Below are 21,798 nucleotides of genomic sequence, written 5' to 3'. Positions count from 1 at the left end.
TTAATACATGTTATCTCGTTACAATGTTATGGTGAGTATCAAGAAGTCCCATCGATCTTAGGATTATAAAACGAAAGTAAGTTATTTTTATGATAATAAAGTTCAATCATTCACATTTATTTTAGGTGTCATTTTCATAATGATGAAAATGTTTGACGTATGAAAGTCGGTTTTTAAATTGATTTATTAATTTTATATTAACGGAAAAAGCTTAATTAACAAGGTTTTATCCGTTTTTTTAATAAAAGTTGAAAAATTGTGAAGAAAATCACAGGAAACTATTTACAAACAAAAAGAAATGATGTATCATTCTATGTGTGAAGTAGTTAACAAACAAAACGAAAAAAAGACCCCATTATATAGGAGGATTAATATGAGTAAAAAAGTAGAAAAAAAAGAAAAAGAAGTAGCGACAATTGATGTTTCAGTCATGATTGATGATTTAGCGGCTAAAGGAAATGTTGCATTAAAAGAAATGGAAAACTTTGATCAAGAAAAAGTTGACCATATTGTGCATGAAATGGCAATGGCTGCTTTAAACGAACATATGTCACTCGCAAAATTAGCTGTTGAAGAAACAGGTCGTGGTATTTATGAAGATAAAGCGATTAAAAATATGTACGCTTCAGAATATATTTGGCACTCAATTAAAGACAACAAAACAGTGGGCGTTATCAGTGAAGATAAACAAAAAGGCTTAATCGAAATCGCAGAACCAGTCGGTGTTGTTTGTGGGGTAACACCAACAACGAACCCAACTTCAACAACAATCTTTAAAGCGATGATTGCCATCAAAACACGTAACCCAATCATTTTTGCTTTCCATCCAAGTGCTCAAAAATGTTCTGCAGCAGCAGCTCGTATCGTTCGCGATGCAGCAATCGCAGCAGGTGCTCCTGAAAACTGTGTACAATGGATTGAACACCCATCGATTGAAGCGACTCAAGGCTTAATGAATCACCCAGGAATCGCGATTGTTTTAGCAACAGGTGGCGCGGCAATGGTGAAATCAGCTTACTCAACTGGTAAACCAGCATTAGGTGTTGGACCAGGTAACGTACCAGCATACATCGAAAAAACAGCAAAAATCAAACGTGCAGTGAATGACTTAATCGTTTCAAAAACATTTGATAACGGTATGATCTGTGCTTCTGAGCAAGCAATCATTGTGGATAAAGAAGTTTATGCAGCAGTTAAAGCAGAATTCCAAGCGCACCAAGTATACTTTGTAAAACCAAATGAATTACAAAAACTTGAAGATGCCGTTATGAATGAAGGAAAATATGCAGTTAATCCAGCAATCGTTGGAATGCCAGCAACAAAAATTGCCGAATTAGCAGGAATTACTGTACCAGAAGGCACTAAAATGTTAATTGCTGAATTAGAAGGTGTGGGCGCAGATTATCCACTTTCACGTGAAAAATTATCACCAGTATTAGCAATGATTAAATCAGAAAATACAGAGCACGGATTAGAGCTATGTGAAGCAATGTTAAACTTAGGTGGCTTAGGTCATACAGCGGTGATTCATAGTGAAGATGAAGATTTACAAATCCGTTTCGGTCTACGCATGAAAGCATGTCGCGTATTAGTCAATACACCATCAGCTGAAGGTGGAATTGGAAATATTTATAACGAAATGATCCCTTCATTAACATTAGGTTGTGGTTCATATGGTAAAAACTCTGTGTCACGTAACGTATCAGCAGTCAACTTAATTAACGTGAAAACCTTAGCGAAACGGAGAAATAATATGCAATGGTTCAAATTACCTTCTAAAATTTATTTTGAGCAAAACTCATTAATGTACTTAGAAAAAATGGAAAATCTTGAGCGCGTAATGATTGTCTGTGACCCAGGAATGGTTCAATTCGGTTATGTTGACCGCGTACGTGACGTATTAGCTCGTCGCAAAAACATGGTTCAAATTGAAGTCTTCTCTGATGTTGAACCAAACCCATCAACGAACACTGTTTACAAAGGAACAGAAGTGATGATGAACTTCAAACCAGATACAGTTATTGCAATCGGTGGGGGTTCAGCGATGGATGCAGCGAAAGGCATGTGGATGTTCTATGAGCACCCAGATACATCATTCTTTGGTGCAAAACAAAAATTCTTAGATATTCGCAAACGTACGTACAAAATTGACAAACCAGAAAAAACACAATTTGTATGTATCCCAACGACTTCAGGTACGGGTGCTGAAGTAACACCATTTGCAGTTATTACAGATAGTGAAACACATGTGAAATACCCATTAGCTGACTATGCGTTAACGCCAGATGTCGCGATTATTGATCCGCAATTCGTATTATCAGTTCCTGCATCTGTAACAGCAGATACTGGAATGGACGTTTTAACACATGCGATTGAATCTTATGTTTCAGTAATGGCTTCTGACTATACTCGTGGCTTAAGTTTACAAGCGATTAAGATTGTCTTCGAATACTTAGAAGCATCAACGAACCGTGCAGATAAAGAAGCGCGTGAAAAAATGCATAATGCTTCAACGATGGCAGGGATGGCTTTTGCGAATGCTTTCCTAGGAATATCTCATTCAATCGCGCATAAAATTGGTGGAGAATACAATATTCCACATGGTCGTACGAATGCGATTATTTTACCGCACATCGTTCGCTACAATGCAAAAGATCCACAAAAACATGCAATGTTCCCTAAATATGACTTCTTCCGTGCAGATACTGACTATGCAGATATTGCAAGATTCTTAGGATTAAAAGGTCAAACAACTGAAGAATTAGTTGAAGCGTTAGCAACAGCAATTACTGAGTTAGGTGAAAAAGTTGGAATTGAAATGAACTTAAAAGCACAAGGCGTTACGCAAGAAGTGCTTGATGCAACAGTGGATCGTATGGCTGAACTTGCTTACGAAGACCAATGTACAACAGCAAATCCGAAACAACCACTTATTTCTGAATTAAAACAAATCATTATCGATTCTTATAACGCATAAGCAAAGAATTAAATCAAAAAAAGGTCTGTGACAGAAGTCGCAGACCTTTTTTGACTTCGGTCGCTTCATTTTATCAGTAATGAGAAATGCGGGTCGATCCACGTTTTTATCTTGACTCACAGCTTGAGTCAGGTAGACTAGAAAGAAAGAGTAATTGATAAAGGATGGATTATGAATGGCCATAACGGAAACCGTACAAGCATTAGTCAATTCACAAAATAGTTTACTTCAGTTACAAGATCGCCTCGTAAATCAAGGTGAGGTCATGAAAGAAGAATCACTGCAAACGTTTATTTTTGATTTAAGGGATTATGCGGATAGTTTACGCGTAGTCACGGATTTGATGGAACCAACAGAGATTCCGACCCTAGAAGTGGAAGAGATTTCTGCGGTTTTATCAAAGCAAAATAAGTGGTTAAGAGAATTGATTGATACTTTGGAAACATTGGAAGACAATCATACGCCCGAAGCCTTTTTTGGGTTGAGTGAAGGAGAAATTCGTCGTTTGAAAGGCAGTCTGCAAGGCGTTGTAGAATTAAACACGTTAAATCTCCAAGATAATTTAACGTTTCAGCGAGTGTTTAAAGATAAAGGCTATCAATTATCAAAGACGGTGGCGCCTCAATCGCAAGACACAAAACCGAGCTTTTTAAAGCGATTATTTGGTAAAACACAATAAGATAAGAAAAAGGTGTGACTTTCGTCACACCTTTTTCGTTTTTATCTTTGACTATATTTTGTAAAGTCGATGCCTCTTGCTTCACACCAGGTTTTGTTTTCTCCTGAGAGTAGTAACGGAACTTGTTTTAAATCGGCGGTCGTTTTTGCGCCGACAAGTGTATACAAGGAAATGAGTTCTTGTTGCCATTGTTGAACTAATGCGATGGTATCTTCGAGTTCATTCACGAGAAGATGATTTAAAATACTCGCTGAAATTCCGACGGCGTTTGCGCCTAAGCACAACGCTTTAAAAATATCATAAGTATGACGAATCCCACCAGAGGCAATCAATTCAAAATTCATTGGAATTTCGTTCGCTTCGAGTAAAGAGGCGACCGTTGTGATGCCAAAGTCACTTAAATAAGAAAATTCACGTTTTCTGCGACGCGCATTTTCGATTTGGGTGAAGCTTGTGCCGCCTGAACCCGCAACGTCAATCGTTTTTACACCGACGTCAAGTAGTCGTTGCATTGTTTGGCGTGACATACCAAAGCCAACTTCTTTGACAATCACAGGGACATCAAGATTGGTTGTGATTTCTTCGATTAAGCGTAACCACTGGGTAAAGTCGCGGTCTCCTTCAGGCATGACAAGCTCTTGTGGGGCATTTAGATGGATTTGTAGCGCATTAGCGTTGAATAAGTCGACGCCGCGTTTAGCATCTTCTAAGGTACTCCCCGCACCGATATTCGCTAATAAAATGCCCTCTGGAAAAACCTCGCGCACGATTTGATAAGAATGGGCCACGCTTGGATCTCTTAATGCGGCTGAAATCGATCCTGTTGCAAGCATCAACTTGGTTTCTCGAGCTAAAATAGCAAGTTTTTGGTTGATTCCTGCCGTTTTTTCACTTCCGCCAGTCATAGCATTGATGAAAAATGGCGAAGTTAACCGTTGACCAAAGAGTTCAGTTGCAATCGACGTTTGGTGATAGGCACTTTGAGGTAACGAATCGTGAATAACACGTACGTGATCAAACGAATTTTCTTTAATTTTATGAAATCCTTTAGCAAGAGAAACATGTTCATCTTTACGATCCATGATTATTTTTGACCTCCTTGGTAGTGATAAATATGGAGCGGTAACGGTGTGATTTCAGCTTTCTCCCAAAGTGTCATTAAAGGTAAAATGCCTGTTTTCTTATCGGCAATCACAATGCCACAATCCCCGCCACCTGCGCCAGAAGACTTCGCAGCGCCGCCACAGGTCTCGGCAAGGTCGCATAACTCTTTTAGTGCAGGCGTTTCAATTGTGACGCCCGTAATGCTTGAAAGGGTGTTTAACAAGGCGCGATTTTTGGTAATCATTTGTTTAATGACTGGAATATTTTTATTGGTAAAACCGGCAATCATTTCCTCTACACACTCGCGACTATCCTTTAAAAAGGTTTGATAGGCACTTTCAGCGACTTCTTTTGATTGGTGCACTTGATCGACTAAGTCAGAAGTGGATGCCGGACTCCCGGTCCAACCAATCACGAGCCGTAAATTTTTGGGTACTTCTAATGGTTGGATGGAGAGCATCGGCCAATCGGTTTCTAATAAAGTCGAAAGCGACCATTGTGCTTGTTTTTCCTTCACCCATTGGCTACCAAACGTTGAAAAGGCAATCCAACCGCCATAACAACTCGCTGCAATATCGCCACAAGAGCCATTTCCTTGAACGGCTAAATGGGCGAGCGCCGCAATTTTGAATTGCGTCAAGGTATCCATTTCTAAATCATAAAAGACATTTAATGCTTTAACTGTAGCGACCGTCACGGCACCACTTGAACCTAAGCCATATTTGCGACCATTCGAGTTATCGAGTTCGCTTTTCACTTTTAAATGGTAAAAAGAAAGGAGTTGTCCTCGTTCTTTGGCATATTGTTCCGTTAGACGAATCGCTTCTAAAATATAATGAAAAGGATTTTCACGATGATCCAAGACAAGCACGCCTTTTTTGCGTGTCCATCGAATGGGTAAATCGCTATATTGTTGGGATTGAATACTTCCATTTTTCACTGCTGCTTCAATCGTAACGGTAATAAATTGATCAACGGCCACGATAATAGCAGGATGTCCAGGTTCGACGACAGCATATTCGCCTGCAATATACAATTTACCTGGTGCACTAACCTCAATCATTTGTTCACTTCCGTTTCTAAAATCGTCAGTCCAGGACCACTATAAGCACACGTCAAGCGGTCTTTGGAAAATTGTGTTTCTAAAGTAGCCATGATTGCTGGGACCTCGCTTTTTTGGCAGAGGACTTTCACGTTAGGACCTGCATCCATGGTGAAATAACACGGCACACCTGTTTGGCGGATATGACGCACGAGATTCATCGCTTTTAAGCTATCGGGCGACCAGTAAGTAAAAGGTGGGTTAGCAGCTAACGTCGTGCCATGCATTTTTAAGGCATTGGCTTCTGCTACGGCACCTAATGCCTGGAAATTTTTGTCGGCAATGGCGGCTTTTGCCTCTTTCAAATCGTCATTCACGCTAGACAACCATCCGTCATAAAAAGCGGAAGTTTCAACGGTACGTTCCATGCCGTCACGACTGGAAACCTCTTTTTGTTGATCGTCAATTAAGATAAATATCATCGCAAGTTCTTCTTCCCAATGATCCGAAAGAATTGGCACAGCTTGTGAAGAGGCATCGTCAGAGCCTTTTTCCCACTCGACAAAGCCACCAAAAATACTGCGACAAGCTGATCCTGATCCTCGACGAGCGAGACGTGAAAGGGCAGAAGGAGATAAATCAAGTGTTAAGGCTTCGTTACACGCTCCTGCGAGTGCAGCTAAACCGCTCGCAGAAGAAGCCAGACCGGCTGCTGTAGGAACGAAATTATGACTTTCTACGGTAGCAAAGAGCGAACAGTTGGCTTTTTGCCGCACTAAGTCTAAAAAGCGACTCACTTTTTTTGTCGCTTTTTCATCTTGTTGTTGGCCGTCAAGATAAAAAGAATCGGCTAAATAGTCTTTTGAAAAAGTCACCATTGTTTCGGTATAAAAAGCATCGAGTGTTAATGAAAGACTATTATTCATGGGGATGATAAGTTCTTTATTTTCCTTTCCCCAATATTTGATCAACGCAATATTCGTATAAGCGCGTGCTTTTCCTTTATACATGTTCGTAAACTCCTAATCCTTGCATCCAGGTCTCTCGAACCCCAGCATTTTTTAGTTTTGACTGAATCAATGCGGCAGCGGCAGCATCTTGGCATAGCACAAGAAAACAACCGCCACGGCCACCACCTGTTAGTTTTGCGCCTAAAGCACCATGTCGACAAGCAAGTTCGACAAACGCATCAAGCGATTGATTGCTGACGGTTAACTCAGACAAATCATAGTGAGCGGCGGTCATCACACGCCCTAATAAGTGAGGTTGGTTGGTTGTAATCGCCTCTTTTGCTTGTCTCGTCAGTGTGCCTAAGTGCCTGATTAACTCGTTGTTTTTTTGTGGTTGCGTTCGGCAGAGCTCCTTAACGGCGTCGACAGCTTCTCGTGTTCGGCCTTTAATTCCGGTATCTGCCACAATGAGGTAGGCATCAATATTTAAAGGAAAAGAGTTAAAGGCCTTTCCTTTTTCAAAATATATCGGTTGGTCGCCACTCGTCGTCGCAGCATCGATCCCACTTGGATTTCCATGGGCAATATTTTCGGCATAATTCACATAATGGAGTAAGCGTTCTTTAGGCAATACTTCGTCTATCCAATCAAAGAATGCTCGGGTGACAGCAACCGCCACAGCGGCACTTGAGCCCATGCCTCTCGCGGAAGGAATCGTGCTTTCGATGGTTAAATGAAAATTCTTTTGCCCAAAATCTTGTTGCAGCGTTTGCGTCAATTGTTGGATAAGTCGTAATTCGGAAGGCGCATCACTCAATTTTCCTTCATAATGGCTAGAAGTCAGCGAAGAAGTCGTTGCGGGGGCAAAAGTGCATGTCACGCCTGTTCCTTTAAAAGGAAACGCAATGGCAGGCTCTCCGTAAACGACTGCGTGTTCACCCATTAATATTATTTTCCCAGTCGCATGACCGACCCCTTGTTTTTTCATGTTCGTCCTCTTCCTAAATCACTTGTTTATAATATACCTATCCATATTACTAGAAAATCTTGTATTCGTTAAGCCCTAGTCCTTGTTTTTAAGTAGAATGCTAACAAAAATTAACATAATTATCACAAATCAACCGAAAAAAAGGTCGTTTTAGCTGAATGCTTCAAAAAATCAAAAGAAACAAAGAATCAAAAGAGATATATGATGAAAGGATCACGACAAATAAACGAAGGAAGTCGCTATTTTGATCTTCGGTATAATTCTTTTTGAATGAGTCATTCATCGACAAAAAGGTGCTGTTTGAAAGAAAGGCTCTATGATGAGGTTAGGAACTAGATCAGAAATTCGATTTCAAGCGTCCTAATCGAATGGACGCAAAATAGGAACCTAGGATGGTCTGTTGTCATGGCTTAGTCAGATAAGGGATTCAGGTTCTTATCATTTTGTTAAAGTTCATCCTGCGTCTTTTGGTAGCGTAGGAAAAAAGGTGAATATTCTCACTAAAAACGTTATACTAACTATACAGGAAAATCATGAGAAATGAGGGAATCGTTTATGTTATCAATCGTCGTCCCTTGCTACAATGAAGAGGCAATGATTGCTTTATTTATTGAAGCGGTCGATCGGGTGATGTTTCAACATCCACAAAAAATTGAATATATTTTTGTCAATGATGGTTCGAAGGATGGAACATTAGACCTCTTAAAAAAATATCACCAGGCGCGTCCTACCGAGATTCATTACCTTTCTTTTTCTCGGAATTTCGGCAAAGAAGCTGCGTTATACGCAGGATTACAACATGCCAAAGGGGATTTCGTGACGGTAATGGATGCCGATCTACAAGATCCACCGGAATTATTACCTGAAATGCTGGCGCTCATTGAGACGAAAAAAATCGATTGCGTTGGGACGAGACGCGAGAACCGTAAAGGAGAGCCGATCATCCGAAGTGCGTTTTCGCGCTTGTTTTACCGCTTGATTAATCAGTTTAGTGATACTAAGATGGTTGACGGTGCACGTGATTTTCGTTTAATGACCCGCCAAATGGTCGACGCTATTTTGGAAATTACCGAATACAATCGTTTTTCAAAAGGAATTTTTAGTTGGGTAGGTTTTGAGACCGAGTATTTATCTTATGAAAACCGTGAACGTGTTGCCGGTGAGACGTCGTGGTCGTTTTTGAGCTTGTTACGTTATTCTATTGATGGTGTCGTGAATTTTTCAGAAGCGCCCTTAATGCTCGCTTCTCTTGTCGGTGCGTTATCTTGTATTGGTGCTGGGATCGCGTTGGTTTTTATTGTGATTCGTGCGTTACTGTACGGTGATCCCACAAGTGGGTGGCCATCACTCGTTTCCATTATGTTGTTTGTAGGCGGTTTGCAATTGTTATGTCTGGGAATCATCGGTAAGTACATTGGTAAAATCTTTTTAGAAACGAAAAAGCGTCCAATCTATCTCATTAAAGAAGCCAGCCCATTGCTTTCAAAAACAGCTGAAAACAAGTAAGAAGCACTCTTTTTTAACGAAATCTTAATGAGTTGTTTTTCACAATCAAATTTATTTTTGATAATTTATCGTGTGAAAAGCTTGCTGTATCTGAATTTCTTGTCTAATTCTCAATTTTTTATCATGTGCAAAAATAATTGATAGTTTTTAAATTCACATGCTAGGTATACTACGTTTGTAAATGTAAGAGGAGGAAATTATGATGACAAAAACAGTAATCATCGGTTCAAACCATGCAGGAATTGCGGCAGCGAACACACTATTAGATAAATTTGAGAATCAAGAAGTGGTTTTAATTGAAAAAACAGATCATATCAGCTACTTAAGTTGTGGGACGGCTCTATGGGTAGGACGTCAAATCGAAGAGTTTGATGGATTATTTTATACAGATAGCGAAGAATTTAAAGCAAAAGGCGCAACGATTCATATGTCTACCGACGTAACGGATGTCGACTATGCCAATAAAACGGTTCATTGTGTGTCAGCCGATGGTACAGAGTGGGATGAAAGTTACGATAAGTTAGTCTTAGCAACGGGTTCATTACCAATTGCACCGAAAGTCCCTGGACATGATTTAAAAAATATTCAATTCATGAAAAAATTCTATGAAGGCCAACAAATTGATCATTTACTTGATCAAGATGAAGTGAAAACCGTAGCCGTAATTGGTGCTGGTTATATTGGCGTGGAAATCGCGGAAGCTGCCAAACGTCGTGGCAAAAATGTGTTGCTCTTTGATGCAGCAGAACGTTCATTACCAAACTACTACGATAAATGGTTTACAGACGATATGGACAAAAACTTAGCGGATAACGGAATTGAATTACACTTAGGTGAATTAGTCGAAGAATACCGTGGAACTGAAAAAGTTGAAGCAGTCGTAACGGCAAAAGGTGTTTACGAAGTCGATGTCGTTATCAACGCGATTGGCTTCCGTCCAAATAGTGAACTTGGAAAAGATCATTTAGAAAAATTTGTGAACGGTGCGTACTTAGTTGACCGTCATCAACAAACAAGCGATGCAGACGTTTATGCTGTCGGTGATTGTGCAACAGTTTACTCGAATGCGCTACAAGACACAGCTTATATCGCTTTAGCAAGTAATGCCGTTCGTACTGGTTTAGTTGCTGGTGAAAATATTGGTGGAAATAAAATTGAATCACCAGGTGTTCAAGGATCAAATGGTATCACAATCTTTGATTTACACATGGTGTCAACAGGTTATTCTGTTCAATCTGCACCACGTTTTGGTCTTGATGTGAAATACACAGATATTGAAGATACACAAAAACCAGCGTTTATGAAAGATAACGACAACGTTAAAACACGTATCGTTTACGATGCTAAAACACGTCGTATCGTTGGGGCACAAATGTCTTCAACAACCTCTGAAATTGGGATGGCTATCCATATGTTCTCATTAGCGATTGCCAAACAAGTAACGATTGATGAGTTAGCATTATTAGACTTGTTCTTCTTACCACACTATAACCAACCGTACAACTACATCAATAAAGCAGCAGCTGCTGCAGAATAAGCAATCAAACAAACGCCAATTCCACTTTAGGATTTGGCGTTTGTTTTTTGGCATTCATTCCAAGCGATGCTGTCTTTGATAATCGCTTCTAAAATGGCAAAATCAATCGTATGGCTATTCTTCAACCGTAAACAGACTTTTCCAATAGTTGATTTTGCAAAATATGCTTGATAAGAGCGCAAAATCGGCTCGCCTGCTTTTTCTCCTGCAATATAGCAGGAAAGATAATTTTTTTGTGGGGCAAGGGCGATGAGGGAATTATACACATCGCCTTCTTTTGCTGTCGCTAACTCGCCGTAGCCAATAAAAGTCATGGTGCCACTTTGGATGAGTCGGCGGTCTAACGCAGGGAAAGTGAGTTGTATCCAATGATCTAAAGTCTCAAATAGAGCTTGATGAGGACTCGCCTGAATTAATTCTTCAATTGAATGAGCTGGGACGTGCATAAGCATTCTCCGTTCAAGTTCGTGATGGTGTCTTGATTTTAGCATAAGGCTAGTTTTTGATCGATTAAAAAGAACTGTAAAAAATAATCAGATAAACCTTGACTCGGTTTGTTCAATTTGGTATACTATTGTAGTTGAGAAATGAAAGTAGAAGCACCCGCTTCTCGCCTGAGGGATCATATCGCTGGGCAGAATAGGATTTCAGACTAAATTTAGGCTGAAGTACGCGCGGGTTCTGATAAAGAACTCGTTTTTTTGTATTTTAAGCCATAGAGCTTTCTTTCTCGCAAAAAACTTGGAGGTGAATGACCATAGCAAAAGATATGATGGTAAACGACGGCATCCGTGCCCGCGAGTTACGATTGATTGATCAAGACGGAGAACAACTTGGAGTAAAAACGAAGGCAGAAGCTTTAAGCCTTGCTGAAAAAGCAAACTTAGATGTTGTACTCGTTGCCCCTAACGCCAATCCGCCAGTTGCACGTATTATGGACTACGGTAAGCATCGCTTCGATTTACAAAAAAGAGAACGAGATGCCCGTAAAAAACAAAAAGTGATCAACGTTAAAGAAGTTCGCTTAAGTCCAACGATTGATGTTCATGATTTCGACACAAAACTTCGCAATGCACGTAAGTTCCTTGAAAAAGGCGATAAAGTGAAAGCTTCTATCCGTTTCAAAGGACGTGCGATTACCCATAAAGAAATTGGTCAGAAAGTCTTAGATCGTTTAGCGGAAGAAACTGCGGATATCGCGACAGTTGAACAAAAAGCGAAAATGGATGGACGCAGCATGTTCTTAGTGCTTGCTCCAAAAGGCGACAAGTAAGTAGCGACTCACTAAAAAATTAGTGAAATAGTAAGATTAACGAAAGATTTTGAGGAGGAAATTAGTTATGCCAAAACAAAAAACACACCGCGGACTAGCAAAGCGCGTTAAACGTACTGGTTCAGGCGGATTAAAAAGATTCCGTGCATTCACGAGTCACCGTTTCCACGGTAAAACAAAAAAACAACGTCGTCAATTGCGTAAAGCAGGCATGGTTTCAAAAGGCGATTACAAACGTATCCGTCAACTATTAGCTTACATGAAATAATCATTCCAATAAAGCTTTAGACAATTAAAAAAATTCAAGAGAAGATTTATCTATTTTAGGAGGAATTAAACATGGCACGTGTTAAAGGTGGAACAGTAACTCGTAAACGTCGTAAAAAAGTGCTTAAATTAGCAAAAGGTTATTACGGCTCGAAACATACTTTATTCAAAACAGCAAAAGAACAAGTAATGAATTCTTATTACTACGCATACCGCGATCGTCGTCAAAAGAAACGTGATTTCCGTAAATTATGGATTGCTCGTATCAACGCAGCAGCTCGTATGAATGGCCTAAGCTATTCAAAATTAATGCACGGTTTGAAATTAGCTGAAATCGACATCAACCGCAAAATGTTAGCTGACTTAGCAGTACATGATGCAGTAGCATTTACAGCATTAGCGGACCAAGCGAAAGATGCTTTAGCTAAATAAGCTTCAAAACATTGATAGAACAACGTTTAACCCACTATTGCTAGTGGGTTTTTTTTTGCTTCAAAAACTAGAAAATTTAATTTTCTTTCGTTTATAGTAAAATAAATGAATGAGGGAGGTTTTTTGGATGAGTGCTTATATTGATCCGATTGAAGTTGCGGTCTTTATGTTTCCGTTTTTAGCGTTATTGCTATCGTTACCCATTTTTGTGAAGCAATATCGGCAATATGGTCGTTTTATTTTGAGTCGTGGAATCATTATTTATACCTTTATTTTCTATTTACTCTGCGTTTACTTTTTAATTATTTTACCATTACCAACGAGAGAATCTGTGGCTCAAATGACAGGACCAAAATATCATTTGGTTTTAGGAACCTCCCTAAACGATTTTCTTTCAGAAACGGTTTTTCGCTGGAATAATCCGAGTACGTTTATTCCTGCAATGAAGCAGTCGGTTTTTTTAGAGCCTGCGTTTAATCTCTTACTATTTTTCCCTTAGGTATTTATTTACGCTATTATTTTAAATTCGATTGGAAGAAAACACTAATTTCCGCTTTTTTAGGTTCTCTTTTCCTTGAATTAACACAATTAACTGGATTGTATTTTATCTATCCACGTCCATATCGCTTATTTGACGTAAATGATTTGTTCCATAATACATTAGGTGGCATGATTGGTTATTGGAGTGCTTCCTTATTAACGCTTTTCTTACCAACGAGAGAAGAATTAGATGAGCTTTCTTATGAGAAGGGGGCGGAAGTAACATTGGTTCGTCGTCTAGTAGCGTTCCTGATCGATTGGCTTATCATCGGGCTAGTGACGTTTGCCATGAATGTAATCACTCGTTTAGTGTCTATCCCCTATGAAATAAATAGTGAAACATTCGTAGGTTATTTCACCCAAGTCGTGGGCTATTGGGTCATGTTAAACTATTTCATGAAAGGGCAAACCTTTGGGAAACGAGCAGTAAAAATACAAATCGTACAAACCGGTAAAAAGAATGTTTCGCTTGTGGCATTAGGGATTCGCTATGGACTATTCTATTTACTCCCAAATATTTTCGGCCGGGGAATGGGGCAACTCGCAACGGGGCTAAACAGTTCGAACCATCACATTCAACAAATGGCTCTATTACTCTTTTTCTTGATTTCTGGCTATTTTTTAGTCTTCTTTTTAAGTTTACTAACAACCATTATCTTAAGAAAAAAAGTTTTCTTTTATGAAAAGGCAAGTCATACTCACGTTGAAAGTCGAATGCATGTAGAAATATCTTGACAGTTTACATTTTCGAAAAAAACTTTAGTCGAGCAATTAATAATTAATAGAGCTAATTGTCCAAATGTACCTTTTGTTTCTTAGCGCAAAACGATTGTTATCAGTCCTCTTTATGGCTCCTCGAGTGGTTGTTTTGAGTCGTTTTTTCAAAATAACTACGTAAAAAATCATTCTAAATGAATGAACAAAAAATGATCGGAAAATAGAAATCCTTGACAAAGTAGTTGAACTACCCGTATAATCACTTCAATCAAAAAAATATTTCACGTTGAATTGGTAAAGTATATTATCGGATGTATCAAAGAGAGGATCTCACTGGTGGAAGAGATCTATACGGAAGTAATAGAAGTGCGCCAAGGAGTATGTCCATCGAATCAAGTAGATGAACACGGGTGTTCCCGTTATTGAACTAGAGTATGGAAGTACTCGAACTAAAGTTGGGAGCAATCTCAAACAGAGTGGAACCGCGAAATTGACCTTTTGCCTCTGTATATGTTTATTTACGTATACAGGTGGCAAAAGGTTTTTTTGATTACCTAAATCAGTAAAGGTGGGCCCCCTTCGGCTGATTTGATTGTCTGTCGCAACCGTTTGGATACGTTGTTATTATAGAAAATGGAGGAAGCATAACATGTTATATCAAAATATTATCGAAACCATTGGAAGTACACCGTTAGTGAAAATAAATCATCTAGACCCAGAATCAGCAGAAATTTATGTAAAGCTTGAAAGTTTTAATCCTGGAGGTAGTACAAAAGATCGTCCGGCACTCTATATGATTCAAGCCGCAGAAAAAGCGGGTCTCATCAAAAAAGGCGACACCTTGATCGAAGCGACTAGTGGCAATATGGGGATTGCGCTATCCATGATTGGAGCAGCTTTAGGGTACAAAATCGTGATTGTCATGCCTGATACGATGAGTGAAGAGCGTCGTAGAATTGTCAAAGCCTATGGTGCAGAGCTTATTTTAACAGAAGGTAAACTGGGAATGGCGGGTGCAGTGGCAAAATCAGAAGAATTAGCCAAGGCGCATGATTATTTTTTAATTCGCCAATTTGAAAATGCAGCGAATCTCTTATCGCATGAAGAAACGACAGCTGTTGAGATTCTTCATGATTTATCCGGTGAAGTGGACGCTTTTGTCGCAGGCGTTGGAACGGGAGGAACCATTAGTGGCGTAGGAAAAGTGTTAAAAGCGCATCATTCAAACGTTTTAAATGTGGCCGTTCAACCAGCGAAATCACCTGTTTTAACGGGTGGTACCCCTGCAGGACATGGAATTCAAGGAATTGGTGCCAACTTTATTCCTGGCATTTATGATAAGGATGTTGTGGATGAGGTACTAGATATGGATGAAGAGACGGCTTATGCGGCAGCGCGAGAACTGGGTAAGAAAGCCGGTCTATTAGTAGGCATGTCGTCTGGCGGGAATTTTGCCGCAGCGAAAGTCATTGCGAAAAAACTTGGTAAAGGAAAAAAAGTCGTCACAGTCTTACCGGACACAGGCGAACGCTACTTATCGACCATTTTATTTGCCGAAGAATAGGAGAGAGAACATGTTTAAGCTGATTTTGAAAGATGCGCAGCTCGTATTGAAAAAAGATCCGGCAACAAAAACATTGTGGGAAGCATTATTTTTTTCTCCGGGTGTCAAAGCACTTTTTTACTATCGATTGGCGCATTACTATTACCAACGGCAGCGATTCTTTTTCGCGCGTTTCTTGACGCATCGTGGTCGTAAAATCACAGGCATTGAAATTCACCCTGGCGCAACCATTGGCGAAGGACTATTCATTGATCATGGAATGGGTGTGGTAATTGGTGAGACAGCCATTATTGGTAATCATGTCACGCTTTTTCATGGTGTTACTTTAGGAGGGATTGGCCGTTCTCAGACGAATAAACGCCATCCAACTGTTGAAGACGGGGTCATTATTGGTGCAGGCGCAAAAATTTTAGGCAATATTACCATTGGTCGTGGAGCTAAGATCGGGGCGAATGCCGTGGTCTTAGACGATATTCCGCCTTATAAGACAGCCGTTGGAGTACCTGCAAGAGTTGTAAAAGAAAAAACCAATGCGTATTTGTATGTGATTTAAGAAAGAACTGGTTACGAACATAAAGGAGCGGTTGTTTGAAGTCTGTTGAACGAATCAAAGAATACTTTGAGATTGAAGAGGTACAAGAAGAACGACATAACCAAGCTTATGAAGGGTGTCTGTTTTCAATTGATCAGCATCTTTTTCGCAGTCGATTAGCCAAGAAAACACCGAAGAAAAAAGGATATTTTGTAGTATTTTGGGAAAAAGATTCACAACAGCACAATCAAGCATATTCTTTTGAAGAATCACCGGATAGGGTAATTGTGACGGTGATTGACGATGATAAATGTGGACAATTTCTTTTTCCAAAAGAAGTGTTACGAAAACAGAGCGTTTTACGCACGGAGGAATCAAAGGGGAAAATGGCCTTACGAGTCTACCCAAACTGGGAAAAGGATTTGTCTGATGCTGCTCTTAAAACGCAAAAATGGCAATCACCTTATTTTATTTCGCTCACTCAAGGGCTCAAGCAAGAAGCACTCCGTCCATTTTATTTTGGGTAACATAAGGAAAAGAAAAACTCCTTTTAAAAAATGTAGTGACCCCTTTAAGTTAGACTTTTTAGGAGTGGAGAAATCCACTCCTTTTTTATACCTTTAAACTGATTGCTATGCAACACATAGAGCTGATTTTCGAAATTCAACAGGACTTTTCCAGTTTAACTTCTTTTTCATACGTTTATTATTGTAATAGTAAATATATTGATCAATTGCCTCCTTAAGCTCATTAAAACTACGATAAATCTCTCCATGAAAAATTTCTTGTTTCAAAAGACTAAAGAAATTTTCCATAGGTGAATTATCTAAACAATTTCCCTTTCGGGACATACTTTGAAAGATTTTGTGTTCGTTTAGCTTGTTGCGATAACTCTTCATTTGATAAGCCCATCCTTGATCTGAATGGAATGTTCGACGATAAGGGCAGTCTTTAGTGACTTCTATCGCTTCTTCTAGCCCTTCCATTATTGCGACTGCATTCGGTTTCTCCGAAATTCTGTAAGATAGAATTTCGCTATTGTATAAATCCAAAAACGGATCTAAATAAAGTTTCTTTTGTCGAACAACGCCTTTGGCATCTAATTCATAATATTTACATTCTGTCGTATCAGTAGTGATTTTTTGGTGACAAATACTTGTATAGAAGCGACGATGGATACGATTTTTGGCAACTGTACCAACCTTTCCACGATAAGAATTATATCGGCGTGACTTTCTAGTGTAGGATTTTACTTCGATTGCTAATTTTCTTATCAACCGTTGAACTTTCTTTTTATTAACAATAAAACCACGATTTTGCAGCTCTTTTTTCATTCTGAGGCAACCATAATCTTTGTGCTCTTTCCGGATTTCTAGCATTTCATCTTCAATTTCTTGGTCTGGATTTCTACGATTGAACCGTTTTTGCCAATACATATAAGTTGACTTAGGAAAGTTCAATGTTTCAAGAAGCTCAACTAATTTGAATGATCCTCGGAGGCTGTCGATGATACGTGCGATTGATTCTTGCGTCTTTGTTGAGCTTCCTGTTTTCGCAGCTTCCTCAATTCTTTTAAAAAGGCATTCTCGATTTGGAGTGAACGTACTTGTTTCTCTAATTCCTTGATACGTTCGGATTCTCTGGGCGTTATTTTAGATATTTTCTTTTCTATCTCGTTATTTTTCTTCGGCATGTTAGAAGGACGTCCTTTCGATTTTGAAAGCCCCTCAACACCATCCTCTCGAAACTTACGAACCCAAGAAGTAATCAGCGGAGGATTGTTAATACCAAGGGTATTAGCCACCTCACGATAGGACATTTCACTCATTTGATATAACTCTATCGCATCTAGTTTAAATTGAACAGAATATTTTTTGTTTTGACGCATTCTAGATAGCCCTTCCTTACCAAACTCTTCATATGCATTGACCCACTTTCTTATCTGTGACTTGCCTTTTACTCTATACTTTTTTGCCAGATAAGAGTATCCTCCCTCTCCATCAAGATATTTTTGAACCATTTTCAATTTAAATTCAAAACTGTATTTTGCCATAAAAATAGCGACCTCCAAAAGTTAGATTTTTGGTCTAACTTTTGGGGGTCGCTTCAAAAGTCTTAGGACTTTTTTAGAAGGAGTTTTTTGCTAGTCATATTGGTTAAGAAAAGGGATAAAAACCCTGTTCCCAATAAAATCATAGCTGAGACATAGTATGGATAAAAATGATTCAAATCAAAGAGTGAACCTGCTGCCAACGGACCTAAGATGTTTCCGAAACTGGTAAATGTTGAGTTCAATCCATTGATTGCGCCTTGTTGATTTCCGCCATTTTTGGATAAATAGGTTGTTACTGCTGGACGGAACAAATCAAAGGATAGGAAGACCACGAACGTTGATAAGACAACGACGAGATGACTCGTGGTAAAAGCGATGACCGCAATAAAAGTGGCACTCACAAAAAAGGTAAGTTGGATTAAGCGCATCTCGCCAAGTTTCGAGACAATCCAATCGAACAAAAAGACTTGGCAAATTAGCGCTAAAGACCCACTGACGGTGATCACTAAGGCGATATCGTTTGTGGTAAAACCAAAGTTTATCGTGGCCATGATGGAATAAATCGATTCAAACGCTTGTAAACCAAAAGAAGAAACCAGGATAATGATAAATAACGAAGAGAACACGGGATTTTTTAAAATTCCTAAAATAGACTCCTTTGGGAAATCCATTTGATTGATTTCGTGTTTTTTCGGCTCTTTTAAGACGATGAGCGAAAGGAAAAAGCCAAAGAGTGCTAAACCTGAAGCGACAAAGAAAGGCACTCGTGTTCCGAAGTGGGCAATAAAGCCTCCCACACCGGGGCCGATAATAAAGCCGCCGCTAATTGCTGCTGAAACAAGTCCCATTGCTCGAGGACGTTTATCAATCGTCGTCATGTCTGCGACGAAGGCCGTGACAGAAGGCATGACTAATGCCGCCGCAATCCCACCTAAAGCGCGCGAAAAGAAGAAGGCATTGGTCGATTGAGCTAGACCAAAGAGTAACTCAGAGATGGAAAAAATCAGCATTCCTAAAACAATGAGTCGCTTTCTGCCAAATTTATCTGAAAGGATACCGGCAATCGGGGAAGCAATCAGTTGTGCAATGGCAAAAATAGAAATCATCATGCCCATCGTGGTTCCGGAAAAATTCATTTCTTCTTTTAATTGTGGAAGCACGGGAACGACGAGTCCAACGCCTAAGAATACAAGGAAAAGGTTACTGATGGCTAAGTACATCATAGATTTATTATTTTTCATTTATTTCTCCTAAATATAGTTGTTTAAAGTGTCAGTAAAAAATCACAATAAGAGTATTCTAGTACAATTTCCGCGATTAATCAGTAAAAATGCTTATCTTTTAGATTAGAAATTTCTCATAAAAAAATGAAGCGCAAAAAGCTTATTCCCATCACTCTTTTTCAAACAGATCGTGCGGAGCTAAGGGACGCTAAATGAGAAACGTATCAGAAAAGATGAAGGAGACTCGTAAGGAATATGGGATTAAAAGTTGTGGTAGAATGATCAAAAGAACATAGGAGGAGAAAAATGATGAAAATTGAGCAACTCAATGATGATTATGCCATCGAAATTGCGAATCATTGGAAATATCCTGATCCCTATTCTTTTTATAATATGACGGCTGATCCCGAAGACCTTATCAAACTGGCAAGACAATTGACGAATGCTATGGGTTCGTGGATTGTGATAACTACTCTCGCAAAATTGACCACTACTTGCTTTTCAATTATAATTTTTTTAGGTGGTGATCAGAAGATGCAAACTAAAATGCACTGCATCCTACATGACTTGAAAGAGTCAGTATTGAAATAAAATCGCAGAACATTCACTTGTTTCAATACTGCATAAAAGGACAAGTGATTATCTAGGAGGCCATGGCAGTGGAACCATTTTTAAAACCCTACAATTATAATTTTTTAAAAGAACAAGCAGCTATCTTAGCTCAAACGCATCGAACAGTCAATGCAAAATCAACGATTCAAGCCGTTCAAGCACAAATTTTTGACAAGGTCAAAGCGACCTTATCTGAACTTAGTGAAGAAGAAATGACGCTTCTAATGGGCATTACCGAAATAAATGATGAACAACGAATTCTCGATCGTTACTTGCAGCGCATGAAGGAACGAGTGATCCCCTTTAAACGACCAAGTGATACAGGGATCAAGAAAGCTTTTCCAAAGACGAAAAAATTGACGATTCCCGACTGGGAGAGGCTAGACTTAGCTGATTATTCATTTTATGCGTGGAATGATCCAGGGCAACAAAGTAAATTCATCTTGTATACCGTCAACAACAAACTCCAAGGAATCCAAGGACAGTTAAGTACAGAAATCAAAAAAGGGATTTGTACGATTTGTCATGAGGAAAGTAGTGTGGCTTTATTTACTGTAAAAGGGAAAGCGAATAAAGATGGGCACTATAAAACAAAAGGCAATTATATTTGTTACAATAGTGATGAATGTAATCAAAAGATGCAAACTTTTGAGCATTTTATGGATTTTATGACAATTGTTAAAGAGAAGTAGTTTTGTTAGAGAAAAGGCGAAAATCCTCTTTCCGTGATAGACATAGAGGAGCTAAAATCAATGGAAAAGAGGAATTGAGATGTCTAATCCTAACGGTATTATCGCGAATAATCCTATTCCTATAAATGATGACAATTCAGAGGTTGATAAGACAATCATCCTGAAAGAAAAATTTAATGATGACTTCATTAAAAAATAAGCAGTGGAAATTTGGTAATCATTTTACCTGATGAGGTAAAAGTCAAAGAGCAAGAGGGAAATCCAAAAAAAGATTGAAATGAAATATAAAAAACGAGGCACAATCGAATAACGAGATGTTATTCGTGTTGTGGCTCGTTTTTTCTTCCTTTTTTCATTCTACAGATAAATGTTTTTCAAAGAAATCCGTAACGAGATTCATCGTCTCGCCTTTGACCAAGTGCCTTTCAGTTTCAGAAATCAATTCGATATTTTTTTGTGGGAATTGATCAACGAAGGCTTTAACATGTTCGTATGGAATTTTTTCATCTTCGGTCCCATGCCAAAATAATAAGGGACGTGCGGCTAAAGTCTCGATTTGTGATTGTAAATCATAGTCGTTAATCCAACTAACAAGGGCCTCATAATCATTTGGTAAAAAGAAACCCGCAGCGCTCGCATGGTATTGAATTCGTTCACGATATTTTATCATTGCAGGTGAACCCATAATACAAGCGGCTGCAGTGATTTCGGGATGTTTTGTGAGTAATCCACAGGTCGTCATACCACCCATCGACACCCCACCAACTCCAATTTGTCCATTTGTAACACCGAGATTTTCAAAGAAATCAACAATATAAGAAAATTCAAAGAGGTTACTTTGAATGCTATTCCAAAAAGTAAGTGACGGAATGGGAGAGCGTTCTGTTTTTCGTTCCCCATGGTTGGCAGCATCGGGTAATACCACCCGAAAGCCTTTTTGAGCTAGTTTTCGTCCTTGAGTTAAGACGAGTTCTTTGGCTGTTTGCCACCCATGATAGTAAATAATTAAAGGCATTGGTTCATAAATCATCGTTTCGTCGACAACTTCAAGAATGGGAATGTTGCCGATTTTTCGTTTTCTGATCGCTAATTTCATGGATATTCCCTCCA

20 protein-coding genes, 1 pseudogene and 2 other annotated features are annotated in these 21,798 nt (G+C 39.1%); of the genes and pseudogenes, 13 read left to right on the top strand and 8 right to left on the bottom strand.

Annotated features, from left to right (window positions below):
- The first annotated feature begins 373 nt into the window (after positions 1-373).
- Positions 374-2,977, top strand: a complete 2,604-nt coding sequence (gene adhE, locus IGI68_RS03050) for a bifunctional acetaldehyde-CoA/alcohol dehydrogenase (RefSeq protein WP_438730407.1) — start codon at positions 374-376, stop codon at positions 2,975-2,977.
- Between the two features lie 175 nt (positions 2,978-3,152).
- Positions 3,153-3,656, top strand: a complete 504-nt coding sequence (locus IGI68_RS03045; protein ID WP_438730404.1) for a hypothetical protein — start codon at positions 3,153-3,155, stop codon at positions 3,654-3,656.
- A 41-nt stretch (positions 3,657-3,697) separates the two neighbouring features.
- On the opposite strand, the gene fni is transcribed toward IGI68_RS03045, so the two are convergent.
- From fni to mvk, 4 genes are read right to left on the bottom strand one after another with little or no spacing between them, the layout of a single operon-like run.
- On the bottom strand, positions 3,698-4,738 hold the full coding sequence (gene fni, locus IGI68_RS03040) for a type 2 isopentenyl-diphosphate Delta-isomerase (RefSeq protein ID WP_071873919.1): 1,041 nt from the start codon (positions 4,736-4,738) through the stop codon (positions 3,698-3,700).
- A 2-nt stretch (positions 4,739-4,740) separates the two neighbouring features.
- Positions 4,741-5,823, bottom strand: coding sequence for a phosphomevalonate kinase (locus tag IGI68_RS03035; RefSeq protein ID WP_438730400.1), 1,083 nt, complete (start codon positions 5,821-5,823; stop codon positions 4,741-4,743).
- Positions 5,820-6,812 (bottom strand): diphosphomevalonate decarboxylase, encoded by a 993-nt coding sequence (gene mvaD / locus IGI68_RS03030; RefSeq protein WP_438730397.1) that lies wholly within the window; start codon positions 6,810-6,812, stop codon positions 5,820-5,822. Before mvaD ends, IGI68_RS03035 begins: the two co-directional genes overlap by 4 nt.
- Positions 6,805-7,740: a mevalonate kinase gene (gene mvk, locus IGI68_RS03025; protein ID WP_438730394.1), complete on the bottom strand. Its 936-nt coding sequence runs from the start codon at positions 7,738-7,740 to the stop codon at positions 6,805-6,807. Before mvk ends, mvaD begins: the two co-directional genes overlap by 8 nt.
- A gap of 555 nt (positions 7,741-8,295) precedes the next feature.
- On the opposite strand from mvk, the gene IGI68_RS03020 reads away from it, so the two are divergent.
- A complete protein-coding gene (locus IGI68_RS03020; RefSeq protein WP_438730391.1) occupies positions 8,296-9,246 on the top strand; it encodes a glycosyltransferase family 2 protein in 951 nt (316 codons plus the stop codon).
- 202 nt (positions 9,247-9,448) lie between these two features.
- Positions 9,449-10,783 carry a H2O-forming NADH oxidase gene (gene nox, locus IGI68_RS03015; protein WP_071873914.1) on the top strand — a complete coding sequence of 445 codons (1,335 nt, stop codon included), beginning with the start codon at positions 9,449-9,451 and terminating at the stop codon, positions 10,781-10,783.
- 26 nt (positions 10,784-10,809) lie between these two features.
- On the opposite strand, the gene IGI68_RS03010 is transcribed toward nox, so the two are convergent.
- A complete protein-coding gene (locus IGI68_RS03010) occupies positions 10,810-11,229 on the bottom strand; it encodes a DUF1801 domain-containing protein (protein ID WP_438730386.1) in 420 nt (139 codons plus the stop codon).
- 139 nt (positions 11,230-11,368) lie between these two features.
- Positions 11,369-11,494, top strand: a sequence feature (ribosomal protein L20 leader region).
- A gap of 40 nt (positions 11,495-11,534) precedes the next feature.
- Between IGI68_RS03010 and infC the strand changes: the two genes are divergently transcribed.
- The 7 genes and pseudogenes from infC to IGI68_RS02975 all read left to right on the top strand — a co-directional run bounded on the left by infC (position 11,535) and on the right by IGI68_RS02975 (position 16,635).
- Positions 11,535-12,056, top strand: a complete 522-nt coding sequence (gene infC, locus IGI68_RS03005; RefSeq protein ID WP_071873912.1) for a translation initiation factor IF-3 — start codon at positions 11,535-11,537, stop codon at positions 12,054-12,056.
- A 67-nt stretch (positions 12,057-12,123) separates the two neighbouring features.
- The gene (rpmI, locus tag IGI68_RS03000) at positions 12,124-12,324 is read left to right on the top strand and encodes a 50S ribosomal protein L35 (RefSeq protein WP_071873911.1); all 201 of its coding nucleotides are present in this window, start codon (positions 12,124-12,126) and stop codon (positions 12,322-12,324) included.
- Between the two features lie 71 nt (positions 12,325-12,395).
- Positions 12,396-12,755 carry a 50S ribosomal protein L20 gene (rplT, locus tag IGI68_RS02995; RefSeq protein ID WP_438730383.1) on the top strand — a complete coding sequence of 120 codons (360 nt, stop codon included), beginning with the start codon at positions 12,396-12,398 and terminating at the stop codon, positions 12,753-12,755.
- A gap of 127 nt (positions 12,756-12,882) precedes the next feature.
- Positions 12,883-14,030, top strand: a pseudogene (locus tag IGI68_RS02990) (VanZ family protein).
- 259 nt (positions 14,031-14,289) lie between these two features.
- Positions 14,290-14,521: a binding site (T-box leader), on the top strand.
- Positions 14,522-14,661: 140 nt separating this feature from the next.
- The gene (gene cysK, locus IGI68_RS02985) at positions 14,662-15,576 is read left to right on the top strand and encodes a cysteine synthase A (protein ID WP_438730380.1); all 915 of its coding nucleotides are present in this window, start codon (positions 14,662-14,664) and stop codon (positions 15,574-15,576) included.
- A 10-nt stretch (positions 15,577-15,586) separates the two neighbouring features.
- Positions 15,587-16,129, top strand: coding sequence for a serine O-acetyltransferase EpsC (gene epsC, locus IGI68_RS02980; RefSeq protein ID WP_438730377.1), 543 nt, complete (start codon positions 15,587-15,589; stop codon positions 16,127-16,129).
- A 35-nt stretch (positions 16,130-16,164) separates the two neighbouring features.
- Entirely contained in the window at positions 16,165-16,635 is a 471-nt protein-coding gene (locus IGI68_RS02975) for a MepB family protein (RefSeq protein ID WP_071873907.1), read from the top strand.
- 105 nt (positions 16,636-16,740) lie between these two features.
- On the opposite strand, the gene IGI68_RS02970 is transcribed toward IGI68_RS02975, so the two are convergent.
- Both IGI68_RS02970 and IGI68_RS02965 read right to left on the bottom strand, forming a co-directional pair.
- A protein-coding gene (locus tag IGI68_RS02970) for an IS3 family transposase (RefSeq protein WP_425429260.1) occupies positions 16,741-18,161 on the bottom strand; the annotation gives its coding sequence in 2 pieces (ribosomal slippage) (positions 16,741-17,684 and positions 17,684-18,161; 1,422 coding nt in all).
- A gap of 62 nt (positions 18,162-18,223) precedes the next feature.
- The gene (locus tag IGI68_RS02965) at positions 18,224-19,402 is read right to left on the bottom strand and encodes an MFS transporter (RefSeq protein WP_438730374.1); all 1,179 of its coding nucleotides are present in this window, start codon (positions 19,400-19,402) and stop codon (positions 18,224-18,226) included.
- A 288-nt stretch (positions 19,403-19,690) separates the two neighbouring features.
- Between IGI68_RS02965 and IGI68_RS02960 the strand changes: the two genes are divergently transcribed.
- Both IGI68_RS02960 and IGI68_RS02955 read left to right on the top strand, forming a co-directional pair.
- Positions 19,691-19,975, top strand: coding sequence for a hypothetical protein (locus tag IGI68_RS02960; RefSeq protein ID WP_438730371.1), 285 nt, complete (start codon positions 19,691-19,693; stop codon positions 19,973-19,975).
- A 68-nt stretch (positions 19,976-20,043) separates the two neighbouring features.
- Entirely contained in the window at positions 20,044-20,688 is a 645-nt protein-coding gene (locus tag IGI68_RS02955; RefSeq protein WP_438730368.1) for a FusB/FusC family EF-G-binding protein, read from the top strand.
- A 352-nt stretch (positions 20,689-21,040) separates the two neighbouring features.
- Here the strand turns inward: IGI68_RS02955 and IGI68_RS02950 are convergent, their stop codons facing one another.
- Complete coding sequence (locus tag IGI68_RS02950) at positions 21,041-21,784, bottom strand: alpha/beta fold hydrolase (RefSeq protein WP_438730365.1); 744 nt, start codon at positions 21,782-21,784, stop codon at positions 21,041-21,043.
- Between the last annotated feature and the right edge of the window lie 14 nt (positions 21,785-21,798).

Origin of the sequence: Enterococcus sp. DIV1314a (genome assembly GCF_051713805.1) — a bacterium.
GTDB classification, from domain to species: domain Bacteria; phylum Bacillota; class Bacilli; order Lactobacillales; family Enterococcaceae; genus Enterococcus_I; species Enterococcus_I aquimarinus.
Note: the sequence above shows the minus strand (reverse complement) of the source record. Positions and strands in the feature narration are given on the sequence as shown.

Excerpts from the sequence above, each read along its gene's own strand:
- adhE (WP_438730407.1), top strand. The coding sequence starts at position 374 with ATGAGTAAAAAAGTAGAAAAAAAAGAAAAAGAAGTAGCGACAATTGAT.
- IGI68_RS03045 (WP_438730404.1), top strand. The coding sequence starts at position 3,153 with ATGGCCATAACGGAAACCGTACAAGCATTAGTCAATTCACAAAATAGT.
- fni (WP_071873919.1), bottom strand. The coding sequence starts at position 4,738 with ATGGATCGTAAAGATGAACATGTTTCTCTTGCTAAAGGATTTCATAAA.
- IGI68_RS03035 (WP_438730400.1), bottom strand. The coding sequence starts at position 5,823 with ATGATTGAGGTTAGTGCACCAGGTAAATTGTATATTGCAGGCGAATAT.
- mvaD (WP_438730397.1), bottom strand. The coding sequence starts at position 6,812 with ATGTATAAAGGAAAAGCACGCGCTTATACGAATATTGCGTTGATCAAA.
- mvk (WP_438730394.1), bottom strand. The coding sequence starts at position 7,740 with ATGAAAAAACAAGGGGTCGGTCATGCGACTGGGAAAATAATATTAATG.
- IGI68_RS03020 (WP_438730391.1), top strand. The coding sequence starts at position 8,296 with ATGTTATCAATCGTCGTCCCTTGCTACAATGAAGAGGCAATGATTGCT.
- nox (WP_071873914.1), top strand. The coding sequence starts at position 9,449 with ATGACAAAAACAGTAATCATCGGTTCAAACCATGCAGGAATTGCGGCA.
- IGI68_RS03010 (WP_438730386.1), bottom strand. The coding sequence starts at position 11,229 with ATGCACGTCCCAGCTCATTCAATTGAAGAATTAATTCAGGCGAGTCCT.
- infC (WP_071873912.1), top strand. The coding sequence starts at position 11,535 with ATGACCATAGCAAAAGATATGATGGTAAACGACGGCATCCGTGCCCGC.
- rpmI (WP_071873911.1), top strand. The coding sequence starts at position 12,124 with ATGCCAAAACAAAAAACACACCGCGGACTAGCAAAGCGCGTTAAACGT.
- rplT (WP_438730383.1), top strand. The coding sequence starts at position 12,396 with ATGGCACGTGTTAAAGGTGGAACAGTAACTCGTAAACGTCGTAAAAAA.
- cysK (WP_438730380.1), top strand. The coding sequence starts at position 14,662 with ATGTTATATCAAAATATTATCGAAACCATTGGAAGTACACCGTTAGTG.
- epsC (WP_438730377.1), top strand. The coding sequence starts at position 15,587 with ATGTTTAAGCTGATTTTGAAAGATGCGCAGCTCGTATTGAAAAAAGAT.
- IGI68_RS02965 (WP_438730374.1), bottom strand. The coding sequence starts at position 19,402 with ATGAAAAATAATAAATCTATGATGTACTTAGCCATCAGTAACCTTTTC.
- IGI68_RS02960 (WP_438730371.1), top strand. The coding sequence starts at position 19,691 with ATGATGAAAATTGAGCAACTCAATGATGATTATGCCATCGAAATTGCG.
- IGI68_RS02950 (WP_438730365.1), bottom strand. The coding sequence starts at position 21,784 with ATGAAATTAGCGATCAGAAAACGAAAAATCGGCAACATTCCCATTCTT.